This is a genomic window from Streptomyces yunnanensis, assembly GCF_029011865.1.
GTDB classification, from domain to species: Bacteria; Actinomycetota; Actinomycetes; order Streptomycetales; family Streptomycetaceae; genus Streptomyces; species Streptomyces yunnanensis.
The window spans coordinates 6,730,376-6,756,427 of the sequence record NZ_CP095749.1; the positions used below are offsets into that span (position 1 = coordinate 6,730,376).

The following is a 26,052-nucleotide window of genomic DNA, read 5'->3' on the forward strand; positions in this document are numbered from 1 at the left end:
CTTGATGGTGTGCTGGCGCTGCTCGGTCGGCAGGGCGGTCAGTTTGGTGCTGGTGTCCTCCAGCCAGTCCACCAGTTCGTCATCAACGCGGCGCCCGCCGAGCGCGGTTGCCAGTCGGTCGGGTTCCAGCTCGGCCCACTGGGAGGCCAGCCCGGCCAGGGCGAGTGCGCTGTAGGTCAGGAAGGTTCGACGTTCGCGGTTCATCGCGGCTCTCTGTGCCTCTCGAAGTGCTTGGACGGTGTACGCCGCCCCGAGCGGGGCCGGTTCGTCCCGGCCCGGGAGCCAGTGGGGCCAGGGGTACCGCTCCAGGTCGGAGACCGGCACGTCGAAGGCGTCCGTGATCAGGAGCTGAGATTCGATGTTCGGCGTTTTGCGGCTGTTCTCCCACTTGCTGACGGCCGCCTTGTCGGTGCCGGAGCGGAGACCCTCGGGCCGCATCGCCGCAGCGCGGTGCAGGCGCGCGACGAGGTCGCTCTGGGACCAGCCGCGTAAGAGGCGGGCGTAGGCGAGGGGATGCCTGATCGGGTCGTCCACGGGAGCAATCCCATCATCGACGGCGACGGCCAGGCTACCGCGCGTACAGGCGGGACAACGCCGGGACTACAGCCAACACCTAGGGCCTGAGCTGGAGTTGGCGCTGTACTCGTCATCACCCGACACGTTCCTCTGTGAAGTGGAAGGAGAACGCGCATGAAACGACGTGCTGCGATCATCGGCCTTGGCCACCAGGCCGCCGAGGATCACCTGCCCGGCTTGCTCGGCTCCAGCCGGGCCGAACTCGTCGCGGTGTGCGACAACAACCCGGATGTCTTGCACCAGCGAGCGGACACCCTCGGAGTGCCCGGGTTCACCCGGGCCGGTGACCTACTGGACGAGACCGCCCCGGACTTCGTGATCGTCGCCGTCCCGCACCACGCCGGGCGCGCGGTGACCGAGGAGTGCGCCGCCCGGGGCGTCCACGTCCTCAAGGAGAAGCCGTTCGCCACCTCTGTCGAGGAGGCCCGCGAGCTGGCCGGGATCTGCCACAAGGGCCGCGTGGAACTGATGGTGACGCTCCAACGCCGGTTCAACCCGATCTACAGCAGCGTGGCCGGGATGCTGGACCAGATCGGCACCCCGTTTCTCGTTGGCGGACACTACTCGTTCCACACGCCCAACCCCGGCGCCGGCTGGCGCGGGGACCTCAAGCAGGCCGGTGGCGGCTGCATCCTCGACATGGGCTACCACCTGATCGACCTGCTCCTGTGGTACTTCGGCCTGCCCAACAGGGTCATCGCGGAGTTCTCCACCACGGCCCTGCCCGAAGGCGGCTACGACGCGGAGGACACCGCCGTCGTCCAGCTCGGCTACGACTCCGGCTTGTACGGATCGCTGGTCCTGTCGCGGTGGATGGCGCCGAAGACGGAGTTCATGCGGGTCGTGGGTACGGCTGGCTCGGTGGTGCTGACGAAGGGAGCGGTGCAGCGGCTCGCTCTGGACGGAACGGTGGTGGAGGAGCTGACCCGACCGCACGCCCCCAGCGTCGCCACCGCACAGATCGACTACTTCTGCCGGGTCCTGGACGGAGAACGGCCCAACGTCTCCGGTCCCGACCAGCACCTCTCCCACGCCGCGTTCATCGCGTCCTGCTATCGGTCCAAGACTGCGGGCCGCTACATCGACCCGAAGGAGACGCTGTGACAAGCCCGCTCGCCCTCCTCGGCGGCACCCCGGCTGTTACGGACGCAGGCCCCCACTTCACCTGGCCCCCGATCGACGACGTCACCCGTATGAAGGTTGTCTCCCAGTTGGATTCGGCCGTCTCCCTCCCCGGCCGGTCCGGGATCGTCGCGGACCTGGAAGACGCCCTCCAAGACTACTTCGACGTGCGGCACGCGATCACCACCAGCTCCGGCACCGCCGCCCTGCACGCCGGCTACTGGGCCGCCCGCATCCGGCCCGGCAACGAGGTGATCGTCCCCGCCTGGACCTTCCACGCCACCGCGTCACCCCTGTTCCAGCTCGGCGCGGTCCCGGTCCTCTGCGAGACGCGCCCGGACGGCAACGTCGACCCCAGCCGGGTGGCCGAGCTGATCACCCCTCGCACCCACGCGATCATGGTCACGCACCTGTGGGGCAAGCCCGCCGAGATGACCGACCTCACCACGCTGGCCAGAGACCGTGACCTGGCCCTGCTGGAGGACGGCTCACACGCTCACGGGGCCAGTCACGGCGGCCAGAAGGTCGGCACGTTCGGCCTGGCCGGTGCCTTCTCCCTCAACGGCCCCAAGCCGCTGTCCGGGGGTGAGGGCGGCTTCGTCCTCACCGACGACGATGACACCTACTACCGCGTTCTCACGTTCGCGCACTCCAACAAGCGGGCCAGGAACGAGATCCCGGAAGGCCATCCGCTCGCGCGGTACGCGGTCACCGGGGCCGGACTCAAGTTCCGCATCCACCCCCTGGCCGCCGCCCTCGCCCACGACCAGCTCTCCCGCCTGAACGCCTACCTCGCCGGCCGCGAGGAGATCGCCGCCTATCTGATTCGAGAGCTCGGGCAGGTACCCGGGCTGGAGGTGAGCCCGATGCCCGAGGGAGTGAAACCATCCTGGTACGCGTTGACGGCTACCTACCGGCCCGACCAGCTCGGCGGCCTGCCTCTCGACCGCTTCTACGCGGCCCTCGTCGCGGAAGGCGCGACCGAGTTCGACCGGCCCGGCTCCACCCGCCCCCTGAACCAGCTCCCGCTGTACCAGCACCCCTCCCACCTCTTCCCCGGCTACCCGAACATCCGCAGCCGATACCGGGAGGGTGACTTCCCCGTCGCTGAGAAGGCGCACACGCACACGATCAAGCTGCCCGTCTGGCACCGTGAACAGGATCTGAAGCTGGCCGAGCAGTACGTCAGCGCTGCCAGGAAGGCCAGCGAACACCACAAGGAGCTCCTGTGACCGTGACCTCCGACCTCGCCCGAACCTTGGCAGAGGAGGCCGAAGCCGAAGGCATCACCACCTTCGTGGCCGCGGCCGTCGTCACCGACGCCGACCGCATCCTCCTGGTCCGCCGCAAGCCGGACGACTTCATGGGCGGCCTGTGGGAGATCCCCTCCGGTCATGTGGACGCCGGAGAGAGCATCCTGGACGCGGCCCGCCGCGAGACGCTGGAGGAGACCGGCCTGACCGTCGACTCCGTGGACCGCTACCTCGGGCACTTCGACTACGAGAACAGCCGCGGCACCACCACCCGCCAGTTCAACTTCGCTGTCACCGTCTCCGAGACCGAGCCGGTCGTCCTGACCGAACACGACCTGTACCAGTGGGCCGCCTCCGGCGACCTGCCGGGCGTCACGGACGGCGTACGGGAGGTTCTGGCCTGCGCGTAAGCCACAGGAGGCCGGCCAAGCCAACGAGGGCCGCTACCCCGGATATGGGGTAGCGGCCCTCGTATCGTCTCTGACATCAAGTCAGAGAACTGGCCAGACGGTGCACACGCGGTGCACAAGGGGGCGGAAAAAAGCTGTGACCTACGAGAACTCACGAGAAGAGTTTCCGCAGGTCACAGCTGGTTTTCCAGAATTACGCCCAGGTCACCGGGCGCCGACTCTTAGATGTCGAAGTACAGCTCGAACTCGTGCGGGTGCGGGCGGAGCTGGATCGGGGCGATCTCGTTGGTGCGCTTGTAGTCGATCCAGGTCTCGATCAGGTCGGAGGTGAAGACGCCGCCCTGCTGCAGGTACTCGTTGTCGTCTTCGAGGGCGTTGAGGACCGCAGGGAGGGAGGTCGGGACCTGCGGGACGCCGGCGTGCTCCTCCGGCGCGAGCTCGTAGAGGTCCTTGTCGATCGGCTCGGCGGGCTCGATCTTGTTCTTGACGCCGTCGAGGCCGGCCAGGAGGAGGGCCGAGAAGGCGAGGTAGGGGTTGGACGACGGGTCCGGGGCGCGGAACTCGACGCGCTTGGCCTTCGGGTTGGAGCCCGTGATCGGGATGCGCATGGCGGCGGAGCGGTTGCGCTGCGAGTAGACCAGGTTGACCGGGGCCTCGAAGCCCGGGACCAGGCGGTGGTAGGAGTTCACGGTGGGGTTGGTGAACGCCAGCAGCGACGGGGCGTGCTTGAGGATGCCGCCGATGTAGTAGCGGGCGGTGTCCGAGAGGCCCGCGTAGCCCTGCTCGTCGTAGAAGAGCGGCTGGCCGCCCTGCCACAGCGACTGGTGGACGTGCATGCCGGAGCCGTTGTCACCGAAGATCGGCTTGGGCATAAAGGTGGCGGTCTTGCCGTTGCGCCAGGCGACGTTCTTCACGATGTACTTGAAGAGCATCAGGTCGTCGGCGGCGGCGAGGAGGGTGTTGAACTTGTAGTTGATCTCCGCCTGGCCGGCGGTGCCGACCTCGTGGTGCTGGCGCTCGACCTGGAGGCCGGACTTCTCCAGCTCCAGGGAGATCTCGGCGCGCAGGTCGGCGAAGTGGTCGACCGGCGGGGCCGGGAAGTAGCCGCCCTTGTAACGGACCTTGTAGCCACGGTTGTCCTCGCGGGCACCGGTGTTCCAGGCGCCGGCCTCGGAGTCGATGTGGTAGAAGCCCTGGTTCGCGGAGGTCTCGAAGCGGACCGAGTCGAAGACGTAGAACTCCGCCTCGGGGCCGAAGTACGCGGTGTCCGCGACGCCGGTGGAGGCGAGGTACGCCTCGGCCTTCTTGGCGATGTTGCGCGGGTCGCGGCTGTACTGCTCGCCCGTGATCGGGTCGTGGATGAAGAAGTTGATGTTGAGGTGCTTCTCCTGGCGGAACGGGTCCAGGCGGGCCGTCGACAGGTCCGGGCGCAGCGCCATGTCCGACTCGTGGATCGCCTGGAAGCCGCGGATCGACGAACCGTCGAACGCCAGCTCCTCGTCCGGGTCGAACGCCGCAGCGGGGATCGTGAAGTGCTGCATCACGCCCGGCAGATCGCAGAAACGGACGTCGACGAACTTCACGTCCTCATCCGCGATGAACTTCTTCGCGTCGTCGGCGTTCTGGAACATCCAACTCCTCCTAGCCCGGTCACCGCTCGGCGGACGCGGGGTTGCGACTCGGAGCGCGTCCATGTGCGGTGGCGCGCTTGCCCGACCATAGGCAGGCGGGATTTCCCAAGCATGACCCATTTGTTTCGCCGAGGTTAACCGGCGCGCTGTCGGCCTCACCCCCAGTGTGCGCCCACGGGCCGGGGCCGGGGAGCGGCCGGACGAGGGTTGGGGACGGTGCGGCGACGAGGCTGGGGGGCGGTGCGGGACGGTGCGGGACAGTGCGGCGACGAGGCTGGGGGGCGGTGCGGGACGGTGCGGGACAGTGCGGCGACGAGGCTACGCCGGGATGGCGTGGACGGGCCCCAGTAGCGGGAGTGGAGTGGACGGGGCCTGGTGGAAGGGCGCTGCGCAGCACTCTCTCCAGGAGAGGGGAGGGAGGGGCGGCCCCTGGGGGACGGTGCGGGAACCCGCTGCCGGGGGAACGTATGCGGTCGCAGTACCGTGGACGGGTGGACAACAGGCAAGCAATCGGATCGTGGATCTCCGGGCCCCGTGCGGCAGCCGAGGACATGGGCGTCGAATTCGGCTACCGCGGGCAGCGGCTCGGGCTGCCCGAGGAGGGCCCGGGCTCGATCGCGCGGGTCGGCCGCCGCTTCGGCGCGCTCTTCATCGACTGGGCGCTGTGCCTGCTCATCGCCTACGGGCTGCTCAGCGGCGGCAAGGCGCAGTCGGCGAGCAACTGGGCACTGCTGGTCTTCGCGGTGATGAGCGTGCTGACCGTCGGCACGGTCGGCTGCACTCCCGGCAAGCGGCTGCTCGGTCTGCGGGTGGTCGCCGAGGGCGGCGGCCGGATCACCCTGCCGCGGGTGGTGCTGCGGACGGTGCTGCTGGTGCTGGTCATCCCGGCGGTGGTCTGGGACCGCGACGGCCGGGGGCTGCACGACCGGCTCGCCCGCGCGGTCGAGGTGCGGATCTGATCCGTGGCGTGGATCTGATCCGTGCTGCGGATCTGACCTCCGTCGCGGTCGCGCGGAGCCGCTCGCGTCGCGCGGAGCCGCTCGCCGTGATAGCGGCGAAGAGACACAGGCGCAGACGCAGACGACGACGCCCCGAGGCCAAGGCCCGGGGCGTCGTCGTCTGTGCCGTGCCGTACAGGCCGTCGGCGGTCAGCGCATCTTGCCGCCGCCCTTGGGCATAGGGCCCTGCCCGCGGGGTGGCGTCGCCTTGCTTTCCGAAGCGGTTTGCCGGCTGATCCGGCGGTTCGGCGCGACGCACCCGTTTGGCAGGAGTCAAGGTGCGCCTCGCCTTCCAACGGGATTTAGTTGCGGCGAACGGCCGACGCGCGGCCTGACCGAAGGGACTCACCATGCCTGAATACACCGTGCGTGTCACGATCGACAAGGATTCCATCAAGGAGATGGACAAGTACACCCTTTACGGGTTCAAGGCAGTGAGGACGTCAGGCGATGCGGAGCCTGTCGTGTGGTTCGCGGACAACTCCTACACCACGGACACCGATATCACTTGGCATACGGAGTACCAGGCGTACGCGTCTCCCTACGCCCAAACGGGCCCGATCAGCACGTACCACCCCGAGGATATTCAGTTGGGGGAGACCTTCGTCGTCGAAAATAAAAAGTGTCTGGGCAAGGTAGATGGGAAGCCGGACCCCACGAAACCCATCACCGTGACAAACAGGGTCCCCGAGACGAAGTTCAGAGTGGGAATCGCGCAGAAGCCGTCGATCAGCGAGGATTTCCGACCCCTTTGCACATCGACGATGATCGCGGATGGAACGAACGCCTTCTCGCCGGTCGAGAAGGTGTTGCTCATTTTTGCAACGGCCGAAATCGACGAAGGTGCTGTCATCACGCGAGCCTTCTCGGCCGGTGCGTTGATCGACCTGACCGGCGCCACAAAGAGGAGCGTCACGTTCAGTACGCAGAAATCGTGGGGCTGGGCGAAAGACGCAAAGTGGGCGGAGAAGATCATGCAAGACGATCCGATCACCAAACACTTGGTTTCCGCAAAACAGCAAAAAATGCTGATGCACGCCTAGCGGTAGTTTGTTGACGGCGGAGTGTGTCTGCGCTATTGCTCCTTGTAGGGGGTGTGGTGTCATGACCGCTCGTGTTCCGTGCCCGCCAGCGCCGGGTCCGCTGGAAGGCTATGCCGCTCGCTTCGACGACTTGTTCGGCACGCTGGCTCAACGCAGAGGATTCCGGCAGTACTTGACGGGCCTGCTCGCACCGCGGGATCGGAACAAGACACTGACGTCTTTAGCGGGCGCCGAGCCGGTCGTCGGGGCCCAGCACCGTGCCGTGCAGCGTCTGCAGTTCTTCCTGTCGGAGTCGACATGGGACTGCGAACGGGTCAACGACCGGCGCCTGGAACTTCTTCTGGATGACCCCGCGACCGCGCCGCACGAACAGGGTGTGCTGGTCATCGACGACTCCGGCGACCGCAAGGACGGGACAGCGACCGCACACGTGGGCCACCAGTGGCTGGGCCGGTACGGCAAGACCGACAACGGTGTGGTCACCGTGACCACCCTGTGGGCCGACGAGCGCCTGTACTACCCACTGCACGCGGTGCCCTACACCCCGGCCCACCACTTCCCCAAGGGCAAGAACGACCCCGCCTTCCGCACAAAATGGCGGATCGCCGCTGCCCTGGCAGGCCAGGCGCAAGCCGCGGGCATCGCGTTCCGCGCAGCGGTCGCGGACTGCGCCTACGGCGACGTGGACGCCTTCCGCGGCGAACTGAGCCAAGCAGGGGTGCCGTTCGTCATGGCCCTCAAACGCCGTCGCGGGGTGTGGGCCTACGGCGACCAGGCATACACCCCCCTCGACGCTGCCCGGAGCCTGGCGTGGAACGGTCCGGACGACCCCCGCGACTGGAGCCCGGTCACCCGCACTTTCCGCGACGGACACACCGTTACCTGGTGGGCCGCCGACGCCACGTTGGGATGGTGGGGCCCGGAGGGAACAACACGGCTGGTAGTGGCCACCACCGACCCAGCCACACTGCCGGACAAGGGCACCTGGTACCTGGCCACCGACCTGCCCCGGCCACAGGGCCCGCGGGCGGCTGACAGCCCCTACCCGCCGGCCGACCTCGCCGAAGTCGTCCGCATCTACGCCGTCCGCAACTGGATCGAGCAAAGCTACAAACAAGTCAAGGACGAACTCGGCTGGGCCGACTTCCAAGTACGCTCCGATACCGCGATCCGCCGCCACCAGACCCTGGTCAACTGCGCGTTCTCCTTCTGCTGGGACGCCTGGTTCGACCAACCAGACCCACCCGAACCCCCACCGGAGTCTCCAACCGACGCAACAGACCGCCGCAACGAGCGGACAGAGAGGGGGGCCACCCCCTTCCCACCAGCCTCAACCACCCTGCTGGCCCAAGGCGATTCGCACAGTCCGCAGCTGGCTGACTCCGTCGATCACCTTACGGCGCTGGTGGCAGGCATGGTCCAACGAACCACCCCCCAACCAACTACAGGCACTGATCGATGCGGTCACCACAGGCAGACCCATCAACCTCTACCACCCTGATTAACAAACTACCGCTAGTTGCGTCTCTCCGGCGCCACGCTACCCCATCTCGACGTGGCAGTGGCGCCGGAGCCGGGAAACCGTGAGAGGGATGTGGCCATGGCCGAGCATGAACTGACCTTGTTTGTTGACGCCAGTACTGCTGGCTCCGGAGGTAAATGGCCCAAGCTCTACGGGTTTAAGGCGGCAGGCGACAATCACCCGCAGAGTAAGCCACTCGTCTGGTTTGGTACCGGTGAATACGCAACCAAAACGTCAATCAAGTGGGATACCCGGTGCTGGGTATACGTCGCCAAGCCTCGCCGCGATAAGGAACCACTGACTTCGTACAGTCCACGCGAACTCCGATGCGGGCAGCAGTTTTTGGTTGATTCGGTAAAGGGGACCGGGGAAGAGCTGAAGTACGAGGACCCCACGCACATGGCTGTAATCAATAAATCAGGGAAGAGTCTCCGGACGGGTCTGGCCGGGGAGGTCTCGGTGGCCGGCGCCCCCATGGAGGCGTCTCCCTACTGTGAGAACCCCCTGGCGGCGGGTGCGATGACTACTTTCAAGCCCGTTGAGAAGGTGATTCTTTTCATCGCCCAATCAAGCGGAGAAGAGGCTGAAATCAAGAAAGGTGTTGTCGTTGAGAATGCGCTGTCGAGCGGTGTGGTGATCGACGCGGCTGCCGCTGATCGCGACGAAGAGGACATGAAAGTGCATTTCAGCGAGAAAAAGGGAATCTGGAGCTGGCCTGAGGGGGTGGCTTGGGCGCGTAGCATCGGGCAGGGGGATGACCTCACCCACTTCATCCATTCCTAGCGTTCCGAGTGAAGTCGCGCTACCAGCGTCGGTGGATCAAAACTCCGGGCCCGCAGGTTCGGCTGTACATCGCATCTCTCACGCGCTGAATGTGGCCACGGATAGGCGTCTCGCCTGTCCGTGGCGTTATGTGGCGCCGAGTTGAAACTTGCCGGGCCCCCGCCGTGCCTGAAGGGACTGGAATGCCCGATCGGGCACTGGTTCCGAGGGGACGACCGCCTGGTGCCGGTGCTCTGTGATCTGTGATCACAGCGGGGAACTCGTGATGGCCTCGGAGGGCCTTCCCCACGGGGGACGGGTTCCTCGTCGGAGGGGCGTACTCGCGCCCTGGACGATCCTTGAGACGTTTCTGGAGAAAGCCCGGACCGGCCGGGGTCGCCCGGCCCGGGCTGAATGACGAGTACGGTTCCACGAGCCTCTTCGGGCACTGGAGGCGCTGGGGGCCTCTGGCCGGTGGGAGCGCGTCATGGGGGAGGCGCTCAAGGGCGCGGAGGGCTTTCCTGCCGCGCCCCGTTACCCTCTCCCGCCCTTGTTCATGACGGGAGAGGGGAAGCCGGGAGTCATCCTCGCGGCGAGCGTCCTCGCATGCCACGCCCGGGAATCGGGCCCTTCGGGACCGGCATGTTGCTCATCAGGTCGCCGAGCGCGCGCAGGCGGTCGTTGACGGCCGTCACCTGGGCGCCGGGGAGGACGCGCGGGAGCTTCAGCAGGTGGGTCCGCAGCTTCTTGAGCGGGACCTGGCCCTCGCCGTCACCGACGACGACGTCGTGCACCGGGGCGTCGGCGACGGTGCGCGCCATGCGCTTCTTCTCGGCGGCCAGCAGGCCGCGCAGCCGGTTCGGGTTGCCCTCGCCGACCAGGACGATGCCGGCCTTGCCGACGGCGCGGTGCACCACGTCCTGGCTGCGGTTCATGGCGACCGCGGGGGTCACCGTCCAGCCGCGGCCGACGTTCTCCAGGACGGCGGCCGCCGCACCGGGCTGGCCCTCCATCTGCCCGAAGGCCGCCCGCTCGGCGCGCCGGCCGAAGATGATCGCCATCGCCAGGAATGCCAGGACGAAGCCCAGGATGCCCGCGTAGACGGGGTGGCCGATCAGGAAGCCGATGGCGAGGAGCACGCCGAAGACGACGATTCCTGTGCCAGCGACGACAAGACCGACCTTGGAATCGACCCGACGGGTCATCTTGTAGGTCAGGGCGATCTGCTTGAGCCGCCCGGGGTTCTCAGCGCCGCCAGCGCCGGTTGCGTTTGCCTTCCTCGCCATACAGCGAAGTTTACGTGGCGTGCGGGCGTCGGGTGGCCGCGGCCTCCAGGACGTACTCGGCGTCGTACCGGTCCCTGGCGCGGCGGCGGTCCTCCAGGACCGACGTCCAGGCATTGCGGCGGGCGGTGCGCTGGCCGCTGCGCAGCAGCACGGCCTCGATGGCACGCAGTGCACCGGTGACGGAGGGGATGGGGCGGGGGGTGGCGCGGAGCGGCGCGGCCTCCATGGTGATGGTCTCCCTCGTACGAACGGAACGATCAGGGGGATGCGTGGGGAGGTGTTGAGCGGTGCGTACATCCATCGTCACTGAAGGGTGTTACCAACGGATGACCTGCCGGTCAAACACCTATGAAACGTTGACGCGGCCCCCACGCCCCCCTGTCAGGGGGAGTGCGGGGCCGCGTCTCTCAGCATGTGCCACGATTCACAAAACGGCGCGCCGGGGCCGTCAAACCGCCTGACTGGACGCCTCGACCTCGCGCCGCTCGATCGCCTGCTGGTACAGGCGGCCGGCACGGTAGGAGGAGCGGACCAGCGGGCCGGACATGACGCCGGCGTAGCCGATCTCCTCGGCCTCCTCCTTGAGCTCCACGAACTCGGCGGGCTTGACCCAGCGCTCGATGGGGTGGTGGCGGACCGAGGGGCGCAGGTACTGGGTGATCGTGATCAGCTCGCAGCCCGCGTCGTGCAGGTCCTGGAGCGCCTGGCTGATCTCCTCGCGGGTCTCGCCCATGCCCAGGATGAGGTTGGACTTGGTGACCAGGCCGGCCTCGCGGGACTTGGAGATGACCTCCAGCGACCGCTCGTAGCGGAAGCCGGGGCGGATCCGCTTGAAGATCCGCGGGACCGTCTCGACGTTGTGGGCCAGCACCTCGGGGCGCGAGGAGAAGACCTCGGCGAGCTGCTCGGGGACCGCGTTGAAGTCGGGGATCAGCAGTTCCACACCGGTGTCGGGCATCGAGGCGTGGATCTGGCGGACGGTCTCGGCGTAGAGCCAGGCGCCGCCGTCCTCCAGGTCGTCGCGGGCGACGCCGGTGATCGTGGCGTACTTCAGGCCCATGGTCTGCACGGACTCGGCGACCCGGCGCGGCTCGTCGCGGTCCAGCTCCTGCGGCTTGCCGGTGTCGATCTGGCAGAAGTCGCAGCGGCGGGTGCACTGGTCACCACCGATGAGGAAGGTCGCCTCGCGGTCCTCCCAGCATTCAAAGATGTTGGGACACCCCGCCTCCTGGCAGACCGTGTGCAGACCCTCGCTCTTGACCAGGCCCTGGAGGTGGTTGTACTCGGGACCCATTTTCGCCCGGGTCTTGATCCACTCGGGCTTGCGCTCGATGGGGGTCTGGCTGTTGCGGACCTCCAGGCGCAGCATCTTGCGTCCGTCGGGTGCGACTGCGGACACGTCGGCTCCCTAACAACTTCGATTCTTCGGCGTACACCAGGGTACGCCCGTCAATTCGCACGCATTTCCACGTGCGGGTGGTGCAGGGCCAACCTCGGACGGGAGGGCGGCATTCCCGCGGCCTCAGCCGCGGGCGGCCCTCAGACCGCGCGGGGGAGCAGGACGGCGCTCTCCAGCACGTCCCGCAGGTGCTTCTCGACGACCGGCAGGACCTCGGCGATGGTGACCTCGCGGCCCAGCTCGCCGGAGAGCGAGGCGACCCCGGCGTCCCGGATGCCGCAGGGCACGATCTTGTCGAACGAGGTGGTGTCCGGATTCACGTTGAGTGCGAAGCCGTGCATGGTGACGCCCTTGGCGACGCGGATGCCGATCGCGGCGAGCTTGCGGTCCTCACCGCGCTGGCCGGCGTTGGACGGCGCGTACTCGGGGCCGCTCAGCCGCGGGTCGAACAGCTCGTCCGCGGCCCGCGGGTCGAAGTCGAGCTGGAGGCCGCCCAGCGCGGGCCGCTGGTCTGCGCCCTCGGTCGCGCTCCGCGGGTCCCCCAGGACCCACACCCCGCTGCGGCCCTCGACCCGGGTGCCCTCGACGCCGAACTCGGCGCAGACCCCGATCAGCGCGTCCTCCAGGCGGCGGACGTGTGCGACCACGTCGACCGGGCGCGGCAGCTTCTGGATCGGGTAGCCCACCAGCTGGCCGGGGCCGTGCCAGGTGATCTTCCCGCCGCGGTCCACGTCGACGACCGGGGTGCCGTCCAGCGGCCGCTCGTCGTCGGAGGTCCGGCGGCCCGCCGTGTAGACGGCCTGGTGCTCCAGGAGGAGGCAGGTGTCGGGGATCTCGTCGGCGAACCGGGCGCTGTGGACCCGACGCTGCTCCGCCCACGCCGACTCGTACTCGACGGCGTCCGTCCCGAAGCCCAGATGCACAAAGCGCAGCCCCTCGGGTGCGGGGGTCTCCCCCCGAGAGATCGCAGTCACGGCAGCTCCTCTTCGAACCCATGTCGCAGTTCCATGCGACGTCTCATGCCCCTCGCGAGGCACTTCCGATGCCACGTCGCGCCCATGCCACTGTACGGCCGCCCTGCGCGCCCCCCACACGGGGTCGACGCGCCGCGCGGCCCCCGACGTGCCCGTGACGTGCTCACACGATCGGATGAACGCGAGGCGCAGGCCGCGAGAAAGGCGCCGAAGGCCGTTACATTCACGCCGTTCCACAAGGGCGAAGAGCACGCCGGACTGGGTCAGTCGAGCCCGGCGGCCCGGCCCGGAAGGCAGGAGACCGGTAAAGCTGATGACGGAACGACCCCCGCACCACACGCCCAACCGACAGCTCGCCGCACTCATCGCCGAGGCGGGCTTCTCCAACGCAGGGCTGGCCAGACGGGTTGATCAACTCGGCATCGAGCACGGCCTCGACCTGCGCTACGACAAGACCTCGGTGACCCGCTGGCTGCGCGGGCAACAGCCCAGAGGCACCACCCCCGCGCTGATCGCGGAGGTCTTCACCCGCCGGCTGGGGCGCCGGCTCTCCGCCCAGGACCTGGGCCTGGACGCCTGCGCGCCGGTGTACGCCGGGCTGGAATTCGCCTCGACCCCCGCCGAGGCGGTGGACATCGTCAGCGGCCTGTGGCGCAAGGACTCCGGCAGCCATGCCGAGCTCCGCAAGATCGCGTTCACCCCGGCCGGGCTGGTGGTGCCCAGCCGGGACTGGCTGATCGGCCGCCCCGACGAGCGCGTCGCGCACGGCGAGCCGGGCGGCGAGGCCGGGGAGCGGGTGCCCGTGCAGGGCGGCCGGCCGTCGGTGCCCCGGCAGCGCCAGACCGAGCGGGTGGACCGTACCCAGGGCGGTCGGGTCACCTCCGGCGACATCGCGGCGCTGCGTTCGGTCGGCGAGCTGTTCCGGGCCCTGGACCACGCCTACGGCGGCGGCCACGCCCGCCAGGCCCTGGTGCGCTACCTGGAGCACGAGGCCGAGCCGATGCTCCGCGGCACCTACGGGGAGACGGTCGGCCGGCGGCTGTTCGCGGCCGCCGCGGACCTGACCCGGCTGGCCGGCTGGACCTCGTACGACATCGCCGCGCACGGGCTGGCGCAGCGGTACTTCGTCCAGGCGCTGCGGCTGTCCCAGGCCGCCGGCGACCGCGCGTACGGCTCCTACGTCCTGGTGACGATGAGTCGGCAGGCGGTCTATCTGGGGCACGGCCGGGAGGCCGTCCAACTGGCCCGGGTCGCCCAGCAGGGCGTCGGCAGCAGTGCGCCGCCCACCGTGCAGGCGCTGCTGCACGCCGCGGAGGCGCGCGGCCACGGCGTCCTGAGCGAGGTCCGGGCCTGCACCGCCGCGCTGGCCCGCGCCGAACGGGCACTGGAGAGCGCTCGCCCCGGGGACGACACCCCGTACTGGGCGCGCTTCTTCGACGAGGCACAGCTCGCCGACGAACTCGCGCACTGCCACCGCGATCTCCAGCAGTACCGCGCGGCCTCCCAGCACGCCGAGCGCTCCCTCCAGCTGCGCGCCGCCGGGTTCGCCCGCAGCCGGCTGTTCTGCCGGGTGGTGCTGGCGACCGCCCGGCTCGGCCTGGGCGAGCTGGAGCAGGCGTGCACGCTCGCCGCCGAGGCGGCCCTCCAGGCATCCGAGATGCGCTCCGTACGGGCCCACGAGTACGTCCGGGACTTCGAGCGGCGGCTGGAGCCGTACCGGGACGCGGCGGCGGTGCGCGGCTACCGCGAGCGGGTGGCCGCGCTGGGATGACGGACGGGCGTCGCACGGCGGGGCCGACCTACGCCGCGGCCCGTACGGCGTCCGGTTCCGGGCGGGCCGGCAGGCCGAAGTCCTGGAGCAGTGCGCGGGCGGCGCGGTGGCCGGAGCGCAGTGCGCCCTGGAGCGTGCCGGTGTCGCGGTGGTCGCCGCACACATAGAGCCCGGCCAGCATCCGTACGGTGCGCTGCGGGTCGTGCGGGGCGGCCATCGCGGGCACCGCGTAGGGGTCGTGATGGCCGGTCAGCAGCCGCCATTCCTCGGCCCGCACCCCGTGGATCCGGTCGAGCTGCGGTCGGACGGTCTTGTCGAGGACGTCCAACGGCAGTGCCGCGGCGGGGCCGAGCACGACGGTGGTGACCAGCGACCGGCCGGGCGGGGTGCGGGACGGGTCGATCGCGCCGGCGAGGTAGGTGAAGCCGATCGGGCCGTCGGTCGGCAGGATCAGGGTGGTGTCCCGGTGGGGGCCGCCGCGGGTGCCGGTCGGGGCGTCCGCGGTGTGGTGCAGCACCGTGACCGGGTGGAAGGCGGGCAGTCGCAGCCCCGGCAGCAGCGCGGCGGCGTCCCGCGCACCGGTCGCCACCACCACCGCCCGGCACGCCGTCCGGCCGTGTTCGCGGGTGCCGACGCCGTTGGCGTCGACGGCCGTGACCTCCACGGACGTCCGGACCGTGCCCGGCGGCAGGCCGGCCGCCAGCAGCTCCGGGACGGCGAAGGCGCCGCCCGTCGGCAGCGTCAGCCGCCCCTCCGCGAAGGTCCGCAGCACCTGCGCGGCGCCCCGGCTGGAGCCGCCCAGCCGGGGGTCGCAGAGCAGCGCGCCCAACAGCGGCCGCAGGAAGGTGTCGTGGGTGCGCGGTGGGAACGCCGGGCGGCCGGCCAGGGCCTCGCTGACCGGAAGGTCGGCGATCCGCTCCGTACGGCGGTCGGCGCGCGTGAGGGCGCGCGCCGCGGACAGTGCGCCCCTCGTGCACCGCAGCGGACTGATGCGCTGCGTCCGCTGGCCGTTGTGGAGGCTCAGTCCGGCCGCGAACGGACGGAGCGTCAACTCGCCCAGGCCCGGTGTCCGGCGCAGCGCGGCGGGGGAGACCGCCAGCGGCCGGCCGCAGCGGTCCAGGCGGAAGCCGTCCACCTCGTCGGTGACGGACCGGCCGCCGACCCGCGGCGCGGCTTCCAGGACGGTGACCGCGAGCCCCGCCGCGGTCAGATGGCGAGCGGCGGCGAGACCGGCCGGCCCGGCCCCCACGATGACGACGTCGACGACCGATGCGGTGCGCAGCACATGCCCCTCCCGAGGTCGGTCCCAGCGGCAGCGCACGGTTCTCATGCCCGGTGCGGCGGTCCGGGATGCCCAGTGGTGTGTCCGAGGACCGTAGGGCGCCGCGGCCCGGCCGACAGGGGCGCCCCGGGGGCGCGTCGGAGCGGCCCCCGCGCCACGTTTCGACCCGCCGCGCCCTACGACGCCAGGGCGGCGCGCACCGCGTCCGCGATCCGCGGGTCCGCGAAGGCGAAACCGGAGTCCAGCAGTTGCCGCGGCACGATCCGCTGACTGCCCAGCACGTCCGCCGCGAACTCCCCGAGGGCGATCCGCAGCACCGGCGCCGGCACCGTGCACAGCGTGGGGCGGCGCAGCACACGGCCCATCACCGCCGTCGCCTCGCGGTTGGTGACCGGCTCCGGCGCGGTGAGGTTGACCGGCCCGGACAGCTCCTCGGTGGCCAGCAGATGGCGGAGCGCCGCGATGTGGTCCCGCAGGGAGATGAAGCTCCAGTACTGGCTGCCGTCGCCGAGCCGACCGCCCAACCCCAGCCGGAACAGCGGGAAGAGCCGCCCCCAGGCACCGCCGGAGCGTGCCACGACCAGACCGGTCCGGGCGAGGACGGTCCGGATGCCGGCCTCCTGGGCGGGCGTCGCGGCGTCCTCCCACGCCACGCAGAGCTCCGGCAGGAAGCCCGAACCGGCCGGCCCGCTCTCGTCGGTGCGCCGGTCGCCGGTGTCGCCGTAGTAGCCGATCGCGCTGCCGGAGACGAGGACCCGCGGCGGGACGTCCATCGCGGCCAGCGCGGTGGCCAGGGTCCGGGTGCCCAGCACCCGGCTGTCGTGGAGCTCCTGCTTGTAGGCGGCGGTCCAGCGGTGGTCGGCGACGCCCGCCCCGGCGAGGTGCACGACCGCCTCGCAGCCGGCCAGCGCGGCCGGGTCCAGCCGTCCCTTGGGGTCCCAGGACACCTCGTCCGCCGCCGTCGGCCGGCGGCGGACGAGCCGGACGACGTCGTGGCCGTCCGCGCGCAGGTTCCGGACGAGCGCCGTGCCGATGAGTCCGGTCGAGCCGGTGATCGCGATCCGCATGGGGCCATCCTGCCCGCAATCGGGGGCGCCACCGGGGAGGGGTCGGGGCGAGCCGGGCGGGAGTCCGCCGCGGCGGCGCGGGGACGTCAGCTGCGGAAGCGGTCCCACAGCAGGGGGAAGCGCTCGGCGAGGGTCGCGTCGTCGTCGAGGTCGAGGTAGGTGCCGAGCGGCTCCGGCGGGGCCGGGGGCAGTTCCAGGTCGGGCATGACGGTGCCGGTCAGCTGCTCGTACGCCTCGTCGGCGGCGTAGCCCAGCTCCTCGGCGTCGCCGTCGGTCTCCTCGTCGAAGTCGCCGACGAGGCCGGCCAACTGGTCCGGATCGTGCAGCGCGCCCTCGAAGACGTGCCGGCCCTGGCCGATCAGCCAGCAGCGGAAGTAGTCGAAGGCGTCGTCGCTGGCGCCGTCCAGCATCAGTGCCGCGGCGGCCCACAGGTCCCAGGTGTAGGCCCGGTTGTAGCGGGCCTCGAAGTGGCGGGCGAAGTCGATGACGCGGTCCGGGTCGAGCCCGAGCAGCCGCTCGACCAGGGCGTCGGCCTGCTCCTCGGGGTCGCCGCCGGCGGCCGCGCGGGAGCCGTCCACCAGCTCCCAGAACTCCGTCTCGTCCATCACCGCTCCAGCATCCGTCCTGCCGCCGCGGCCCGCACGCGGAGTGCACCGGATGCGGCGGCGCGGCGTCCGGGCCGGGGATCCGCGACGTCAGGAGGGTGGTCCGGCGGGTGACCGCGTCGCGGTTCCGTCGTTGTGCGGCATGCAACGACGGCAGCGCAGCCCCCCTCCCCCCACCGCCCACGCAGTGCCCCTCCCACCCCGCGCAGTGCCCTGTGCACTGCCCCGCGCAGTGTCCCTCCCGCCCCACCAGTGCCCCACCCAGCGCTTCTCCCACCCCGTATCCCCCCACTTCGTGAAGGGCGCATCCCGCCATGCCCATGGACGAAAGAACCCGGGCCGAGGTCGAACGTGCCGAGGCGGCCCTCGTCGAGCACTATCCACGGCTGGTCCGCCTGGCCTATCTCGTCCTGCCCCCGTCGATGGGCCGCCACCGCAAGGTCCTCACCGCGCACGGACTGGTGCAGCGGGCCCTGCCGTGGCGCGTGCCGCGCCGGCCGGTCGGTGCGCTGCCCGCCCAGCGCGGCTCGGACGCCGGCTCCGGCTACGACCTGGTCCGCCAACGGACCCTGGAGCTGGCGCTGGCCTACGAGGATCGGCAGCGACCGGCCGTCCTGCTGCCGACCGTGCCGTTCGTGTGGGGCCTGCGGCTCTTCCCGCGTGCCGGCGGCGCCGATGAACTCGCCCTGGACCAGGCCCTGTCGGCGGTCCCGGCCGCGGTCCGCGCCGCCCTGGGGCTGTGGCACCTGGAGGGACTGGAGGCGGACGCGGCGCGCGCGGTCCTGGCGCGGGCCGGGGTCCCGGACCCCGACATGGTGCTGCGGGCGGCCGGGCAGCTGGACCGGCGGACCGGGGCCGGCGCCGGCGCGCTGTTGAACTCGGGCGAGTTCGACCCCTGCACGGTGCAGGCCCGGCCGACGGATCTGCTGCGCCGCCGGCAGCGGGTGCGGGCGACCGGCGTGCTCGCGGCGGTGCTGGTGGTCGGGGCGCTCGCGATGGCGCTGCCCGGCGGCCGGCCCGCGGGCGGGTCCACCCCCACCGCCGCCCAGCAGGCCCTCGACCCCGGCCGGCTGCTGCGCACGCCCAACGAGCAGTGGGCCCGGACCGCCCGGGTGGACTTCACCGCCTGGCCGGCGCGCGGCCGGCAGGCCGGCGACCGGCAGCTGCTGGCGCGGGCGCTGGGGGTGTGGGCCGCGCCGCCCGCCGGCACCCGGATCGTCGCGGCGGCGGACACCTCCACCCGGCCGCCCGCCGCCCCGCCCCGGCTGCTGTACGCCGGACTGATCGACAACGTCATGGTGGTGGTGTTCCACGACGGCGAGCGGCTGGTGCGCTACGCCGAGCCCCAGGACGCCACGCCCACCCTGCACTTCGCCCGGGTCGACAACGCGGACCTCGCCTCCGCCGGCGGGCTGGTGATCGGCCGCGGCAACGGCTGGCAGCGGTATCTGATCGCGCCCTGGGTCGCCGAGGTCGCCGTCCGGGACCTGCTCGCGCCGGACGCCCCGTCGCACGGACTGCACCTGGCCCCGGACGGCGTCACCGACCGCATCCCGACCCCGCCCGTGGACGGCGCCCCCTGCGGGCACTGGCCGGCGGCCGAATTCCGCTCCTCGCCGCGGATCGACGACCGCCGCTCCTTCCTGATGACCGACCTCGGCGACCTGGCGCCGGTGCACCTGACGTCCGTGCCGCCCGCCGCGGCCGGCGGCGGCCCCGGCGAGGCGACCGGCGCGCCCGCGCTGCACAGTTGGGCGCACACCGCCTGCACCCTGCGGTCGCTGCGCGGCACCGGGGTACGGTCCGTCACCAACTGGGCCTACGCCCGGCAGGAGCTCCCGGAGGGCGGCGGCACCGCGACCTGGGTCTGCAACCGTGCCGACACCTGGCGCGGTTCGGGCCGGGCCATGGTGCAGTTCCAGCCGCCGGCCGCCGGACCGGCCGACCCGGGGCGGATCGCCGGCCGGGCCGTCGGCACCGCGGCGTGCAGCCCGTTCGGCCGGCATGTGCTCGCCGACGTCCACTGGCAGGCGAAGTCCGGGAAGTGGTACCTGCTCGCGGCGGGCAGCGGCGAGCTGGCCAAGGTCGACGTGTCCGGCGCGGTCCGGGCCGCGGCCCAGGCGCCGGTGCTGGCGGTCCCGGCGGCCCGGAACACCACGGCGCAGGTCGCCGGGCACCTGCGGGACGGCCGGAGCCTGCCGGCGATGCTGCCGTAGGTCGGGCGGGAGGACCCGGAGAGGCCCGGAAAACCCGACAGGAGATGTCGGCTTTCCCTGTCAGGGTCGCCGTGTACGACCACACAGGACGAGGCGAGGAGCACGACGTGACGGCGCATGAGAGGGCGGAGAGCCGGGCATCGGAGGGGCGGTCGGTGGCCGCGGCAGAGAGCTCGGGGAACGGTGCCGCGCACCGGGGGATGCCCACGGGCGATCTGTCCGGGCGGGTGGCGCTGGTCGCCGGGGCGACCCGGGGCGCCGGCCGGGCGATGGCCGTGGAACTGGGCCGGGCCGGCGCGGTGGTGTACGTCACCGGCCGCACGACCCGGGACGCGGTCAGCGAGGTCGGCCGGTTCTCGGAGACCATCGAGGAGACCGCGGAGCTGGTGACCGCGGCCGGAGCCGAGGGCAACGGCGGCACGGGGATCGCCGTGCCGACCGACCACCTGGAGCCGGCGCGGGTCCGGGCGCTCGTCGAGCGCATCGACCGGGAGCAGGGGCGGCTGGACGTCCTGGTCAACAGCGTCTGGGGCGGCGACCGGCTGATCCAGTTCGACACCAAGGTGTGGGACCTGGACCTGGCGGGCGGGCTGCGGATGTTCCGGCTCGGCATCGACACCCACATCATCACCCACCACTTCGCGCTGCCGCTGCTGATCCGGCGGCCGGGCGGACTGGTCGTCGAGGTCACCGACGGCACCGAGGAGTTCAACCGCGTCTACCGCGACAGCCTCTGCTTCGACATCACCAAGAGCGTCCCGCACCGGATCGCCTTCGGGCTCGCCGGCGAGCTGGCGGAGTACGGCGGTACGGCCGTCTCGCTCACCCCGGGCTTCCTGCGGTCCGAGGAGATGCTGGACCACTTCGGCGTCACCGAGGAGACCTGGCGGGACGCGATCGCCAAGGAGCCGCACTTCGCCATCGCGGAATCCCCGGCCCTCATCGGCCGCGCGGTGCGGGCGCTGGCCGCCGACCCGGAGAAGGCGCGCTTCACCGGCCGGTCGCTCTCCAGCGGCCAACTGGCGCGGGAGTACGGCTTCACCGACACCGACGGCTCGCAGCCGGACTGCTTCCGCTACTTCGCGGAGGTGGTGCGGGGCGGCAAGGACGCCGGTCCCGAGGACTACCGCGTCCCGGCGTCCTCCTCCGGCACCGGGGAATAGAGCGCGGCGGCGCGGCGGGCGGCCGCCGCGAACCGCTCCCGCAGCGCGGCGGGCGCCAGCGCCTCGACCTCCGGGCCGAGCGCCAGCAGTTGGGCGTAGGCGACCTCCTGGGACTCCACGGCGAGGGTGACCGTCAGCCATCCCCGCTCATCGGGCTCGCCCTCGGCCGTCGCCCGCTCGACGGCCTCCTTGGCCGCGACCGGCTCGGTGACGTGGGGCAACTGCCGGACGCCGTGCGGGGAGAGTCGGACCACCGCCTCCTCGCGCAGCAGCGAGTGCCGGAACTGCTCGGCCCGCTCGGCCCAGAACGCGGGCAGGTCGAACCCCGGGTCGCGGACGAAGCGCCCGGTGCGCGCCGGGTCCCCGGCCGTCCGGCCGTCCGGCGGACCGTCCACCGGCACGGCCGGCACGGCCGGCTCGGCCGGCTCGGCCGCGGTGAACCGGTCGACGCGGTAGACCCGGAAGCCGGCGCCGGCGGGCGTGGCGGGGACCGCTTCGGGCGGCCCCGCCACGGCCCGGGCCGCGAGATACCAGACGCCCGCCTTGAGCACGAGGCCGTACGGCTCCAGCTCCCGGGCCACCTCGCGGCCGGCCCGGAGATAACGGGCCGTCAGCCGCCGGTCGTCCCACACCGCGTCGGCGATCACCGGCAGCAGCTCGGGCGTCTGGGGGTCGTGGTACCAGCGCGGCGCGTCCAGGTGGAACCGCTGGGCGGCGCCCGACGCGGCGTCCCGAAGCTCCGGCAGCAGCGCGGCGGAGACCTTCAGCCGGGCCGCGGACCCGACGTCGGCCAGACCCATCTCCCGCAGCGCGGAGGGCACTCCGGACAGGAAGAGCGCCTCCGCCTCGCTGCGGCCGAGCCCGGTCAGCCGGGTGCGGTAGCCGCCTATCAGGCGGTAGCCCCCGGACCGGCCGCGGTCCGCGTAGACGGGCACCCCGGCCTCCGAGAGCGACAGCACGTCCCGGGCGACCGTGCGCTCCGAGACCTCCAGCTCCCGCGCCAGCTCCCCGGCCGTCATCGACGGCCGGGACTGGAGCAGCAACACCATTCTGATCAGCCGTGCGGCACGCATGGATCCATCATGCGGGGCAGCACTGACAACGCCCCGCACACGCGGAACGGAAAGGGTCCCGTGCGAAGACCCCGGGCGCGGTGGGTGGTCTTCGCACGGGAGTGTGTGGGCGGGCGGCCTTCAGAGGACGGGGCTCACAGCCCGTAGCGCTCCCGGGCCTCCTTGACCGACTCCGGCTTGACGTCGCCGCGCCGGGCGAGGGCCGCCAGCGCCTGGACGACCACCGACTGCGGGTCGACGCCGAAGTACCGGCGGGCCGCCTCGCGGGTGTCGGACAGGCCGAAGCCGTCCGTCCCTATGGACGTCCAGTCCTGCTCGACCCACGGGGCGATCTGGTCCGGGACCGCCCGCATCCAGTCGCTCACCGCGACGACCGGACCGGGGGCGCCGGCCAGTGCACGGGTGACGTAGGGGATCCGGTCCTCGCCCTCCAGGCGGGCCGCGTCGCACTCCAGGGCGTCGCGGCGGAGCTCCGTCCAGGACGGGGCGGACCACACGTCCGCCGCCACGCCCCAGTCGGCGGCCAGCAGCGCCTGTGCCTCCAGGGCCCAGTGGATCGCGGTGCCGGAGGCCAGCAGTTGGAGCCGCGGGACCTCGGCGCCCTCGATGGACGTGGCCTCCTTGAAGCGGTAGAGGCCCTTGAGGATGCCCTCCTCGACGCCCTCCGGCATCGCCGGCTGCACCTTGGTCTCGTTGTAGACCGTCAGGTAGTAGAAGACGTCCTCCGCGTCCGGGCCGTACATCCGGCGCAGACCCTCCTTGACGATCACCGCGACCTCGTAGGCGAACGCCGGGTCGTACGAGAGCGCCGCCGGGTTGGTCGAGGCGATCAGGTGCGAGTGGCCGTCGGCGTGCTGGAGGCCCTCACCGGTCATCGTCGTGCGGCCGGCGGTGGCGCCGATCACGAAGCCGCGGCCCAGCTGGTCGGCGAGCGCCCAGAACTGGTCGGCGGTGCGCTGCCAGCCGAACATCGAGTAGAAGATGTAGAAGGGGATCATCGGCTCGCCGTGCGTCGCGTACGACGTCGCGGCGGCGGTGAAGTCGGCCAGCGAACCGGCCTCGGTGATCCCCTCGTTGAGGATCTGGCCGTTCCTGGCCTCCTTGTACCAGAGCAGCTGGTCCCGGTCGACCGGGTCGTAGGTCGCGCCCTTGGGGGAGTAGAGGCCGGCGGTCGGGAAGAGCGACTCCATGCCGAAGGTGCGGGCCTCGTCCGGGACGATCGGGACCCAGCGCTTGCCGGTCTCCTTGTCCCGCATCAGGTCCTTGACCAGCCGGACGAACGCCATGGTGGTGGCGATCTCCTGGCTGCCCGAGCCCTTCTTCAGCGCGTCGAACGCCTTGTCCGCGGGCATCGGCAGCGGCTTGGCCACGACCTTGCGGGCCGGGGCCGGGCCGTCCAGGGCGGCGCGCCGGGTGCGCAGGTACTGCATCTCCGGGGAGTCCTCGGCCGGGCGCCAGTACGGCACCAGGTCGCCCTCCAGGGCGCTGTCCGGGATGGGGAGTTCGAGCAGGTCCCGCATGGTGCGGAACTCCGCCATCGTCAGCTTCTTCATCTGGTGGTTGGCGTTGCGGGACTCGAAGCCCGTGCCCAGGGTGTAGCCCTTGACGGTCTGCGCCAGGATGACCGTCGGCGCGCCCTTGTGCTCGACGGCGGCCCGGTACGCGGCGTACACCTTGCGCGGCTCGTGGCCGGCGCGGGACGTCTGGAACAGCTCCAGCAGCTTGGCGTCGGAGAGCCGCGCGCCGATCGCCTTGAGGGTGTCGCTCGCGCCGAAGAAGTGCTCGCGCAGGTAGGCGGCGTCGCGGGTGGCGTACGTCTGGAACTGCGCGTCCGGGGTCTCACGGAGGCGCTGGATCAGCGCGCCGTCGGTGTCGAGCGCGAAGATCTCGTCCCACGCCTGGCCCCACAGGGCCTTGACGACGTTCCAGCCGGCGGCACGGAACTGGGCCTCCAGCTCCTGCACGATCTTGAAGTTGGGGCGGACCGGGCCGTCCAGGCGCTGCAGGTTGCAGTTGATGACGAAGGTCAGGTTGTCCAGGCCCTCGCGGCCGGCCAGCGCCAGTGCGGCGGTCGACTCCGGCTCGTCCATCTCGCCGTCGCCCAGGAAGGCCCAGACGTGCGAGTTGCCGGTGTCCTTGATGCCGCGGTGCTCCAGGTAGCGGTTGAAGCGCGCCTGGTAGATCGCCGAGAGCGGGCCGAGGCCCATGGAGACGGTGGGGAACTCCCACAGCCAGGGCAGCCGCCGCGGGTGCGGGTAGGAGGGCAGGCCCTCGCCGCCGGCCTCCTGGCGGAAGTGGTCGAGCTGCTCCTCGGTGAGCCGGCCTTCGAGGAAGGCGCGGGCGTAGACGCCGGGGGAGGCGTGGCCCTGGATGTAGAGCTGGTCGCCGCTGCCGTCGCCCTCCTTGCCGCGGAAGAAGTGCTGGAAGCCGGTCTCGTAGAGCCAGGCGGCCGAGGCGAAGGTGGCGATGTGGCCGCCCAGGCCGAGCTTGGAGCCGCGGGTCACCATGGCGGCGGCGTTCCAGCGGTTCCAGGCGGTGATCCGGGCCTCCATCGCCTCGTCACCCGGGAACGCGGGCTCGGCGGAGGTCGGGATGGTGTTGACGTAGTCCGTCTCCACCAGCGAGGGCAGGTCGGTGCCTTCGGTGTGCGCGGTGTGCTCCAGGGCGCGGCGCATCAGGTACGCGGCGCGATGCGGGCCCGCTGCCTTGGTGACGGCGTCCAGCGACTCGCGCCATTCGGCCGTCTCCTCGGGATCGCGGTCCGGGAGCTGGTCGAGCTGGCTGTACGGCAGGCGCACGGGATCGGGCATGGGTGGCCCCTTTCCGGACGGGTGGGAATGCGAGTTCGGCAGGCATTCGGCAGGCAGGGGTGTCGCGCCCCAGTCCTCGACGATAACGCTCTGATCGATGATCGATCAACGTGGATCGGAGGAATAACCGCAGGTCGGCACGGGGTGCCGCAATACGGGGCACCCCGTGCCAGCTCCGGAGTCTCCCTCCGTTACGCCCCGGAGCGCGCCCAACACACCTCGGAATCAAAGATTCCGCATGCCTGGGAACGGCCGGTTCCGCGAGGGTCGCCGCCACACGGCGAAGCGGCCCCGCGGAACACTCCGCAGGGCCGCTTCGCCGGATTCGTCCCCCGGTGCCTCAGACCCGTGGCGCGCAGCTCAGCACGTGCGCCTTGAGCAGCGCGCCGATCCGCGGGTCGCGCCGCCGGAACGCGTCCACCAGCTCCTGGTGGTCCTGCGCGTGCGAGCGCGGCTCCGGGCTGAACCAGCGGATCGACAGCGTCGTCCAGACCTCGACGCCCAGCCCCTCCCAGGTGTGCAGCAGCACGGCGTTCCCGGCCGCCCGCACGATCTCCCGGTGGAAGGCCACCGTGTGCCGCACCTGCGCCTCGCCGTCGCCCGCCGCGTCGGCCTCCCGCAGGGCCGCCACCTCGCGCTCCAGCGCCGCGGTGTCCTCCGCCAGCCGCCCGGCCGCCAGCTCGGCGGCGACCTGCTCCAGCCCGGCCCGCACCGGGTAGCTCTCCTTGAGGTCGTCCGCGGTGAGGTTCCGCACCCGGACGCCCTTGTTCGGCGCCGACTCGATCAGCTGCAGCGACTCCAGCTCCCGCAGTGCCTCCCGGACCGGCGTCTGGCTGACCTCCAGCTCCACCGCGATCCGCCGCTCCACGATCCGCTCGCCCGGCTGCCAGCGCCCGCTGACGATCCCCTCAAGGATGTGCTCGCGGATCTGCTCGCGCAGCGAATGGACGACGGGCGGGGTCATGACGTGCTCCTTCAGAGCGGATGGGGCCGCGAGGGTGGTGCCGGGGTCATTATCGGGGACGCCGACGCACAAAAGGGCCGGCCCCGGCTCGTCGGAACGAGCCGGGGCCGGCCCCGGTGCACAAC

At 71.3% G+C, this 26,052-nt stretch carries 21 protein-coding genes; 10 read left to right on the forward strand and 11 right to left on the reverse strand.

All coding sequences use genetic code 11. The features are described 5' to 3' along the window. Positions 1 to 690: 690 nt before the first annotated feature. From MOV08_RS29360 to MOV08_RS29370, 3 genes are read left to right on the forward strand one after another with little or no spacing between them, the layout of a single operon-like run. Complete coding sequence (locus MOV08_RS29360; RefSeq protein ID WP_275309512.1) at positions 691 to 1,680, forward strand: Gfo/Idh/MocA family protein; 990 nt, start codon at positions 691 to 693, stop codon at positions 1,678 to 1,680. Continuing rightward, positions 1,677 to 2,930: a DegT/DnrJ/EryC1/StrS family aminotransferase gene (locus MOV08_RS29365; protein WP_275309513.1), complete on the forward strand. Its 1,254-nt coding sequence runs from the start codon at positions 1,677 to 1,679 to the stop codon at positions 2,928 to 2,930. Before MOV08_RS29360 ends, MOV08_RS29365 begins: the two co-directional genes overlap by 4 nt. Beyond that, on the forward strand, positions 2,927 to 3,361 hold the full coding sequence (locus MOV08_RS29370; protein WP_275309514.1) for an NUDIX hydrolase: 435 nt from the start codon (positions 2,927 to 2,929) through the stop codon (positions 3,359 to 3,361). The genes MOV08_RS29365 and MOV08_RS29370 overlap by 4 nt, the downstream gene beginning before the upstream one ends. Before the next feature lie 221 nt (positions 3,362 to 3,582). On the opposite strand, the gene glnA is transcribed toward MOV08_RS29370, so the two are convergent. Next, a complete protein-coding gene (gene glnA / locus MOV08_RS29375; RefSeq protein ID WP_275309515.1) occupies positions 3,583 to 4,992 on the reverse strand; it encodes a type I glutamate--ammonia ligase in 1,410 nt (469 codons plus the stop codon). Between the two features lie 491 nt (positions 4,993 to 5,483). Between glnA and MOV08_RS29380 the strand changes: the two genes are divergently transcribed. The 4 genes from MOV08_RS29380 to MOV08_RS29395 all read left to right on the forward strand — a co-directional run bounded on the left by MOV08_RS29380 (position 5,484) and on the right by MOV08_RS29395 (position 9,338). Further along, positions 5,484 to 5,951: an RDD family protein gene (locus MOV08_RS29380; protein WP_203232591.1), complete on the forward strand. Its 468-nt coding sequence runs from the start codon at positions 5,484 to 5,486 to the stop codon at positions 5,949 to 5,951. Positions 5,952 to 6,340: 389 nt separating this feature from the next. Further along, entirely contained in the window at positions 6,341 to 7,033 is a 693-nt protein-coding gene (locus MOV08_RS29385; protein WP_039637189.1) for a hypothetical protein, read from the forward strand. 61 nt (positions 7,034 to 7,094) lie between these two features. After that, a complete protein-coding gene (locus MOV08_RS29390; protein ID WP_275309516.1) occupies positions 7,095 to 8,534 on the forward strand; it encodes an IS701 family transposase in 1,440 nt (479 codons plus the stop codon). A gap of 99 nt (positions 8,535 to 8,633) precedes the next feature. Beyond that, positions 8,634 to 9,338, forward strand: coding sequence for a hypothetical protein (locus tag MOV08_RS29395; protein ID WP_159030906.1), 705 nt, complete (start codon positions 8,634 to 8,636; stop codon positions 9,336 to 9,338). Positions 9,339 to 9,898: 560 nt separating this feature from the next. Here the strand turns inward: MOV08_RS29395 and MOV08_RS29400 are convergent. The 4 genes from MOV08_RS29400 to lipB form a co-directional block, all read right to left on the reverse strand. Then, positions 9,899 to 10,603, reverse strand: a complete 705-nt coding sequence (locus MOV08_RS29400; RefSeq protein WP_039637193.1) for a DUF4191 domain-containing protein — start codon at positions 10,601 to 10,603, stop codon at positions 9,899 to 9,901. Between the two features lie 10 nt (positions 10,604 to 10,613). After that, entirely contained in the window at positions 10,614 to 10,829 is a 216-nt protein-coding gene (locus MOV08_RS29405; protein WP_039637195.1) for an SCO2195 family GlnR-regulated protein, read from the reverse strand. A 222-nt stretch (positions 10,830 to 11,051) separates the two neighbouring features. Beyond that, the gene (gene lipA, locus MOV08_RS29410; protein WP_039637197.1) at positions 11,052 to 12,002 is read right to left on the reverse strand and encodes a lipoyl synthase; all 951 of its coding nucleotides are present in this window, start codon (positions 12,000 to 12,002) and stop codon (positions 11,052 to 11,054) included. Between the two features lie 140 nt (positions 12,003 to 12,142). Continuing rightward, positions 12,143 to 12,976, reverse strand: a complete 834-nt coding sequence (gene lipB, locus MOV08_RS29415) for a lipoyl(octanoyl) transferase LipB (protein WP_052286941.1) — start codon at positions 12,974 to 12,976, stop codon at positions 12,143 to 12,145. A gap of 313 nt (positions 12,977 to 13,289) precedes the next feature. On the opposite strand from lipB, the gene MOV08_RS29420 reads away from it, so the two are divergent. Continuing rightward, complete coding sequence (locus tag MOV08_RS29420; RefSeq protein ID WP_039637202.1) at positions 13,290 to 14,747, forward strand: NsdA family TPR-like regulatory protein; 1,458 nt, start codon at positions 13,290 to 13,292, stop codon at positions 14,745 to 14,747. 28 nt (positions 14,748 to 14,775) lie between these two features. Here the strand turns inward: MOV08_RS29420 and MOV08_RS29425 are convergent, their stop codons facing one another. From MOV08_RS29425 to MOV08_RS29435, 3 genes are all read right to left on the reverse strand, one after another. Further along, positions 14,776 to 16,032 (reverse strand): FAD-dependent oxidoreductase, encoded by a 1,257-nt coding sequence (locus tag MOV08_RS29425; RefSeq protein ID WP_039637204.1) that lies wholly within the window; start codon positions 16,030 to 16,032, stop codon positions 14,776 to 14,778. Positions 16,033 to 16,205: 173 nt separating this feature from the next. Continuing rightward, positions 16,206 to 17,096, reverse strand: coding sequence for a TIGR01777 family oxidoreductase (locus MOV08_RS29430; RefSeq protein WP_275309517.1), 891 nt, complete (start codon positions 17,094 to 17,096; stop codon positions 16,206 to 16,208). 86 nt (positions 17,097 to 17,182) lie between these two features. Continuing rightward, positions 17,183 to 17,701, reverse strand: coding sequence for a DUF4240 domain-containing protein (locus MOV08_RS29435; RefSeq protein ID WP_039637208.1), 519 nt, complete (start codon positions 17,699 to 17,701; stop codon positions 17,183 to 17,185). Between the two features lie 320 nt (positions 17,702 to 18,021). On the opposite strand from MOV08_RS29435, the gene MOV08_RS29440 reads away from it, so the two are divergent. Both MOV08_RS29440 and MOV08_RS29445 read left to right on the forward strand, forming a co-directional pair. Beyond that, positions 18,022 to 19,917: a hypothetical protein gene (locus MOV08_RS29440; protein ID WP_275309518.1), complete on the forward strand. Its 1,896-nt coding sequence runs from the start codon at positions 18,022 to 18,024 to the stop codon at positions 19,915 to 19,917. 200 nt (positions 19,918 to 20,117) lie between these two features. Further along, positions 20,118 to 21,080: an SDR family oxidoreductase gene (locus MOV08_RS29445; protein ID WP_275311931.1), complete on the forward strand. Its 963-nt coding sequence runs from the start codon at positions 20,118 to 20,120 to the stop codon at positions 21,078 to 21,080. Here MOV08_RS29445 and MOV08_RS29450 read toward each other — a convergent pair. The 3 genes from MOV08_RS29450 to MOV08_RS29460 all read right to left on the reverse strand — a co-directional run bounded on the left by MOV08_RS29450 (position 21,041) and on the right by MOV08_RS29460 (position 25,927). Beyond that, positions 21,041 to 22,153 carry a helix-turn-helix transcriptional regulator gene (locus tag MOV08_RS29450; RefSeq protein WP_275309519.1) on the reverse strand — a complete coding sequence of 371 codons (1,113 nt, stop codon included), beginning with the start codon at positions 22,151 to 22,153 and terminating at the stop codon, positions 21,041 to 21,043. The genes MOV08_RS29445 and MOV08_RS29450 overlap by 40 nt on opposite strands. 134 nt (positions 22,154 to 22,287) lie before the next feature. Beyond that, positions 22,288 to 24,963 carry a pyruvate dehydrogenase (acetyl-transferring), homodimeric type gene (gene aceE, locus MOV08_RS29455; RefSeq protein WP_275309520.1) on the reverse strand — a complete coding sequence of 892 codons (2,676 nt, stop codon included), beginning with the start codon at positions 24,961 to 24,963 and terminating at the stop codon, positions 22,288 to 22,290. A gap of 340 nt (positions 24,964 to 25,303) precedes the next feature. After that, positions 25,304 to 25,927, reverse strand: coding sequence for a GntR family transcriptional regulator (locus MOV08_RS29460; protein WP_039637219.1), 624 nt, complete (start codon positions 25,925 to 25,927; stop codon positions 25,304 to 25,306). Positions 25,928 to 26,052 lie beyond the last annotated feature (125 nt).

Bases quoted from the DNA above. Each gene is read 5' to 3' on its own strand.
- MOV08_RS29440 (WP_275309518.1), top strand. From the start codon at position 18,022: ATGGACGAAAGAACCCGGGCCGAGGTCGAACGTGCCGAGGCGGCCCTC.
- aceE (WP_275309520.1), bottom strand. From the start codon at position 24,963: ATGCCCGATCCCGTGCGCCTGCCGTACAGCCAGCTCGACCAGCTCCCG.
- MOV08_RS29385 (WP_039637189.1), top strand. From the start codon at position 6,341: ATGCCTGAATACACCGTGCGTGTCACGATCGACAAGGATTCCATCAAG.
- MOV08_RS29430 (WP_275309517.1), bottom strand. From the start codon at position 17,096: ATGCGGATCGCGATCACCGGCTCGACCGGACTCATCGGCACGGCGCTC.
- MOV08_RS29400 (WP_039637193.1), bottom strand. From the start codon at position 10,603: ATGGCGAGGAAGGCAAACGCAACCGGCGCTGGCGGCGCTGAGAACCCC.
- MOV08_RS29390 (WP_275309516.1), top strand. From the start codon at position 7,095: ATGACCGCTCGTGTTCCGTGCCCGCCAGCGCCGGGTCCGCTGGAAGGC.
- MOV08_RS29420 (WP_039637202.1), top strand. From the start codon at position 13,290: ATGACGGAACGACCCCCGCACCACACGCCCAACCGACAGCTCGCCGCA.
- MOV08_RS29360 (WP_275309512.1), top strand. From the start codon at position 691: ATGAAACGACGTGCTGCGATCATCGGCCTTGGCCACCAGGCCGCCGAG.
- MOV08_RS29395 (WP_159030906.1), top strand. From the start codon at position 8,634: ATGGCCGAGCATGAACTGACCTTGTTTGTTGACGCCAGTACTGCTGGC.
- MOV08_RS29405 (WP_039637195.1), bottom strand. From the start codon at position 10,829: ATGGAGGCCGCGCCGCTCCGCGCCACCCCCCGCCCCATCCCCTCCGTC.
- MOV08_RS29460 (WP_039637219.1), bottom strand. From the start codon at position 25,927: ATGACCCCGCCCGTCGTCCATTCGCTGCGCGAGCAGATCCGCGAGCAC.
- MOV08_RS29450 (WP_275309519.1), bottom strand. From the start codon at position 22,153: ATGCGTGCCGCACGGCTGATCAGAATGGTGTTGCTGCTCCAGTCCCGG.
- MOV08_RS29435 (WP_039637208.1), bottom strand. From the start codon at position 17,701: ATGGACGAGACGGAGTTCTGGGAGCTGGTGGACGGCTCCCGCGCGGCC.
- glnA (WP_275309515.1), bottom strand. From the start codon at position 4,992: ATGTTCCAGAACGCCGACGACGCGAAGAAGTTCATCGCGGATGAGGAC.
- MOV08_RS29445 (WP_275311931.1), top strand. From the start codon at position 20,118: ATGCCCACGGGCGATCTGTCCGGGCGGGTGGCGCTGGTCGCCGGGGCG.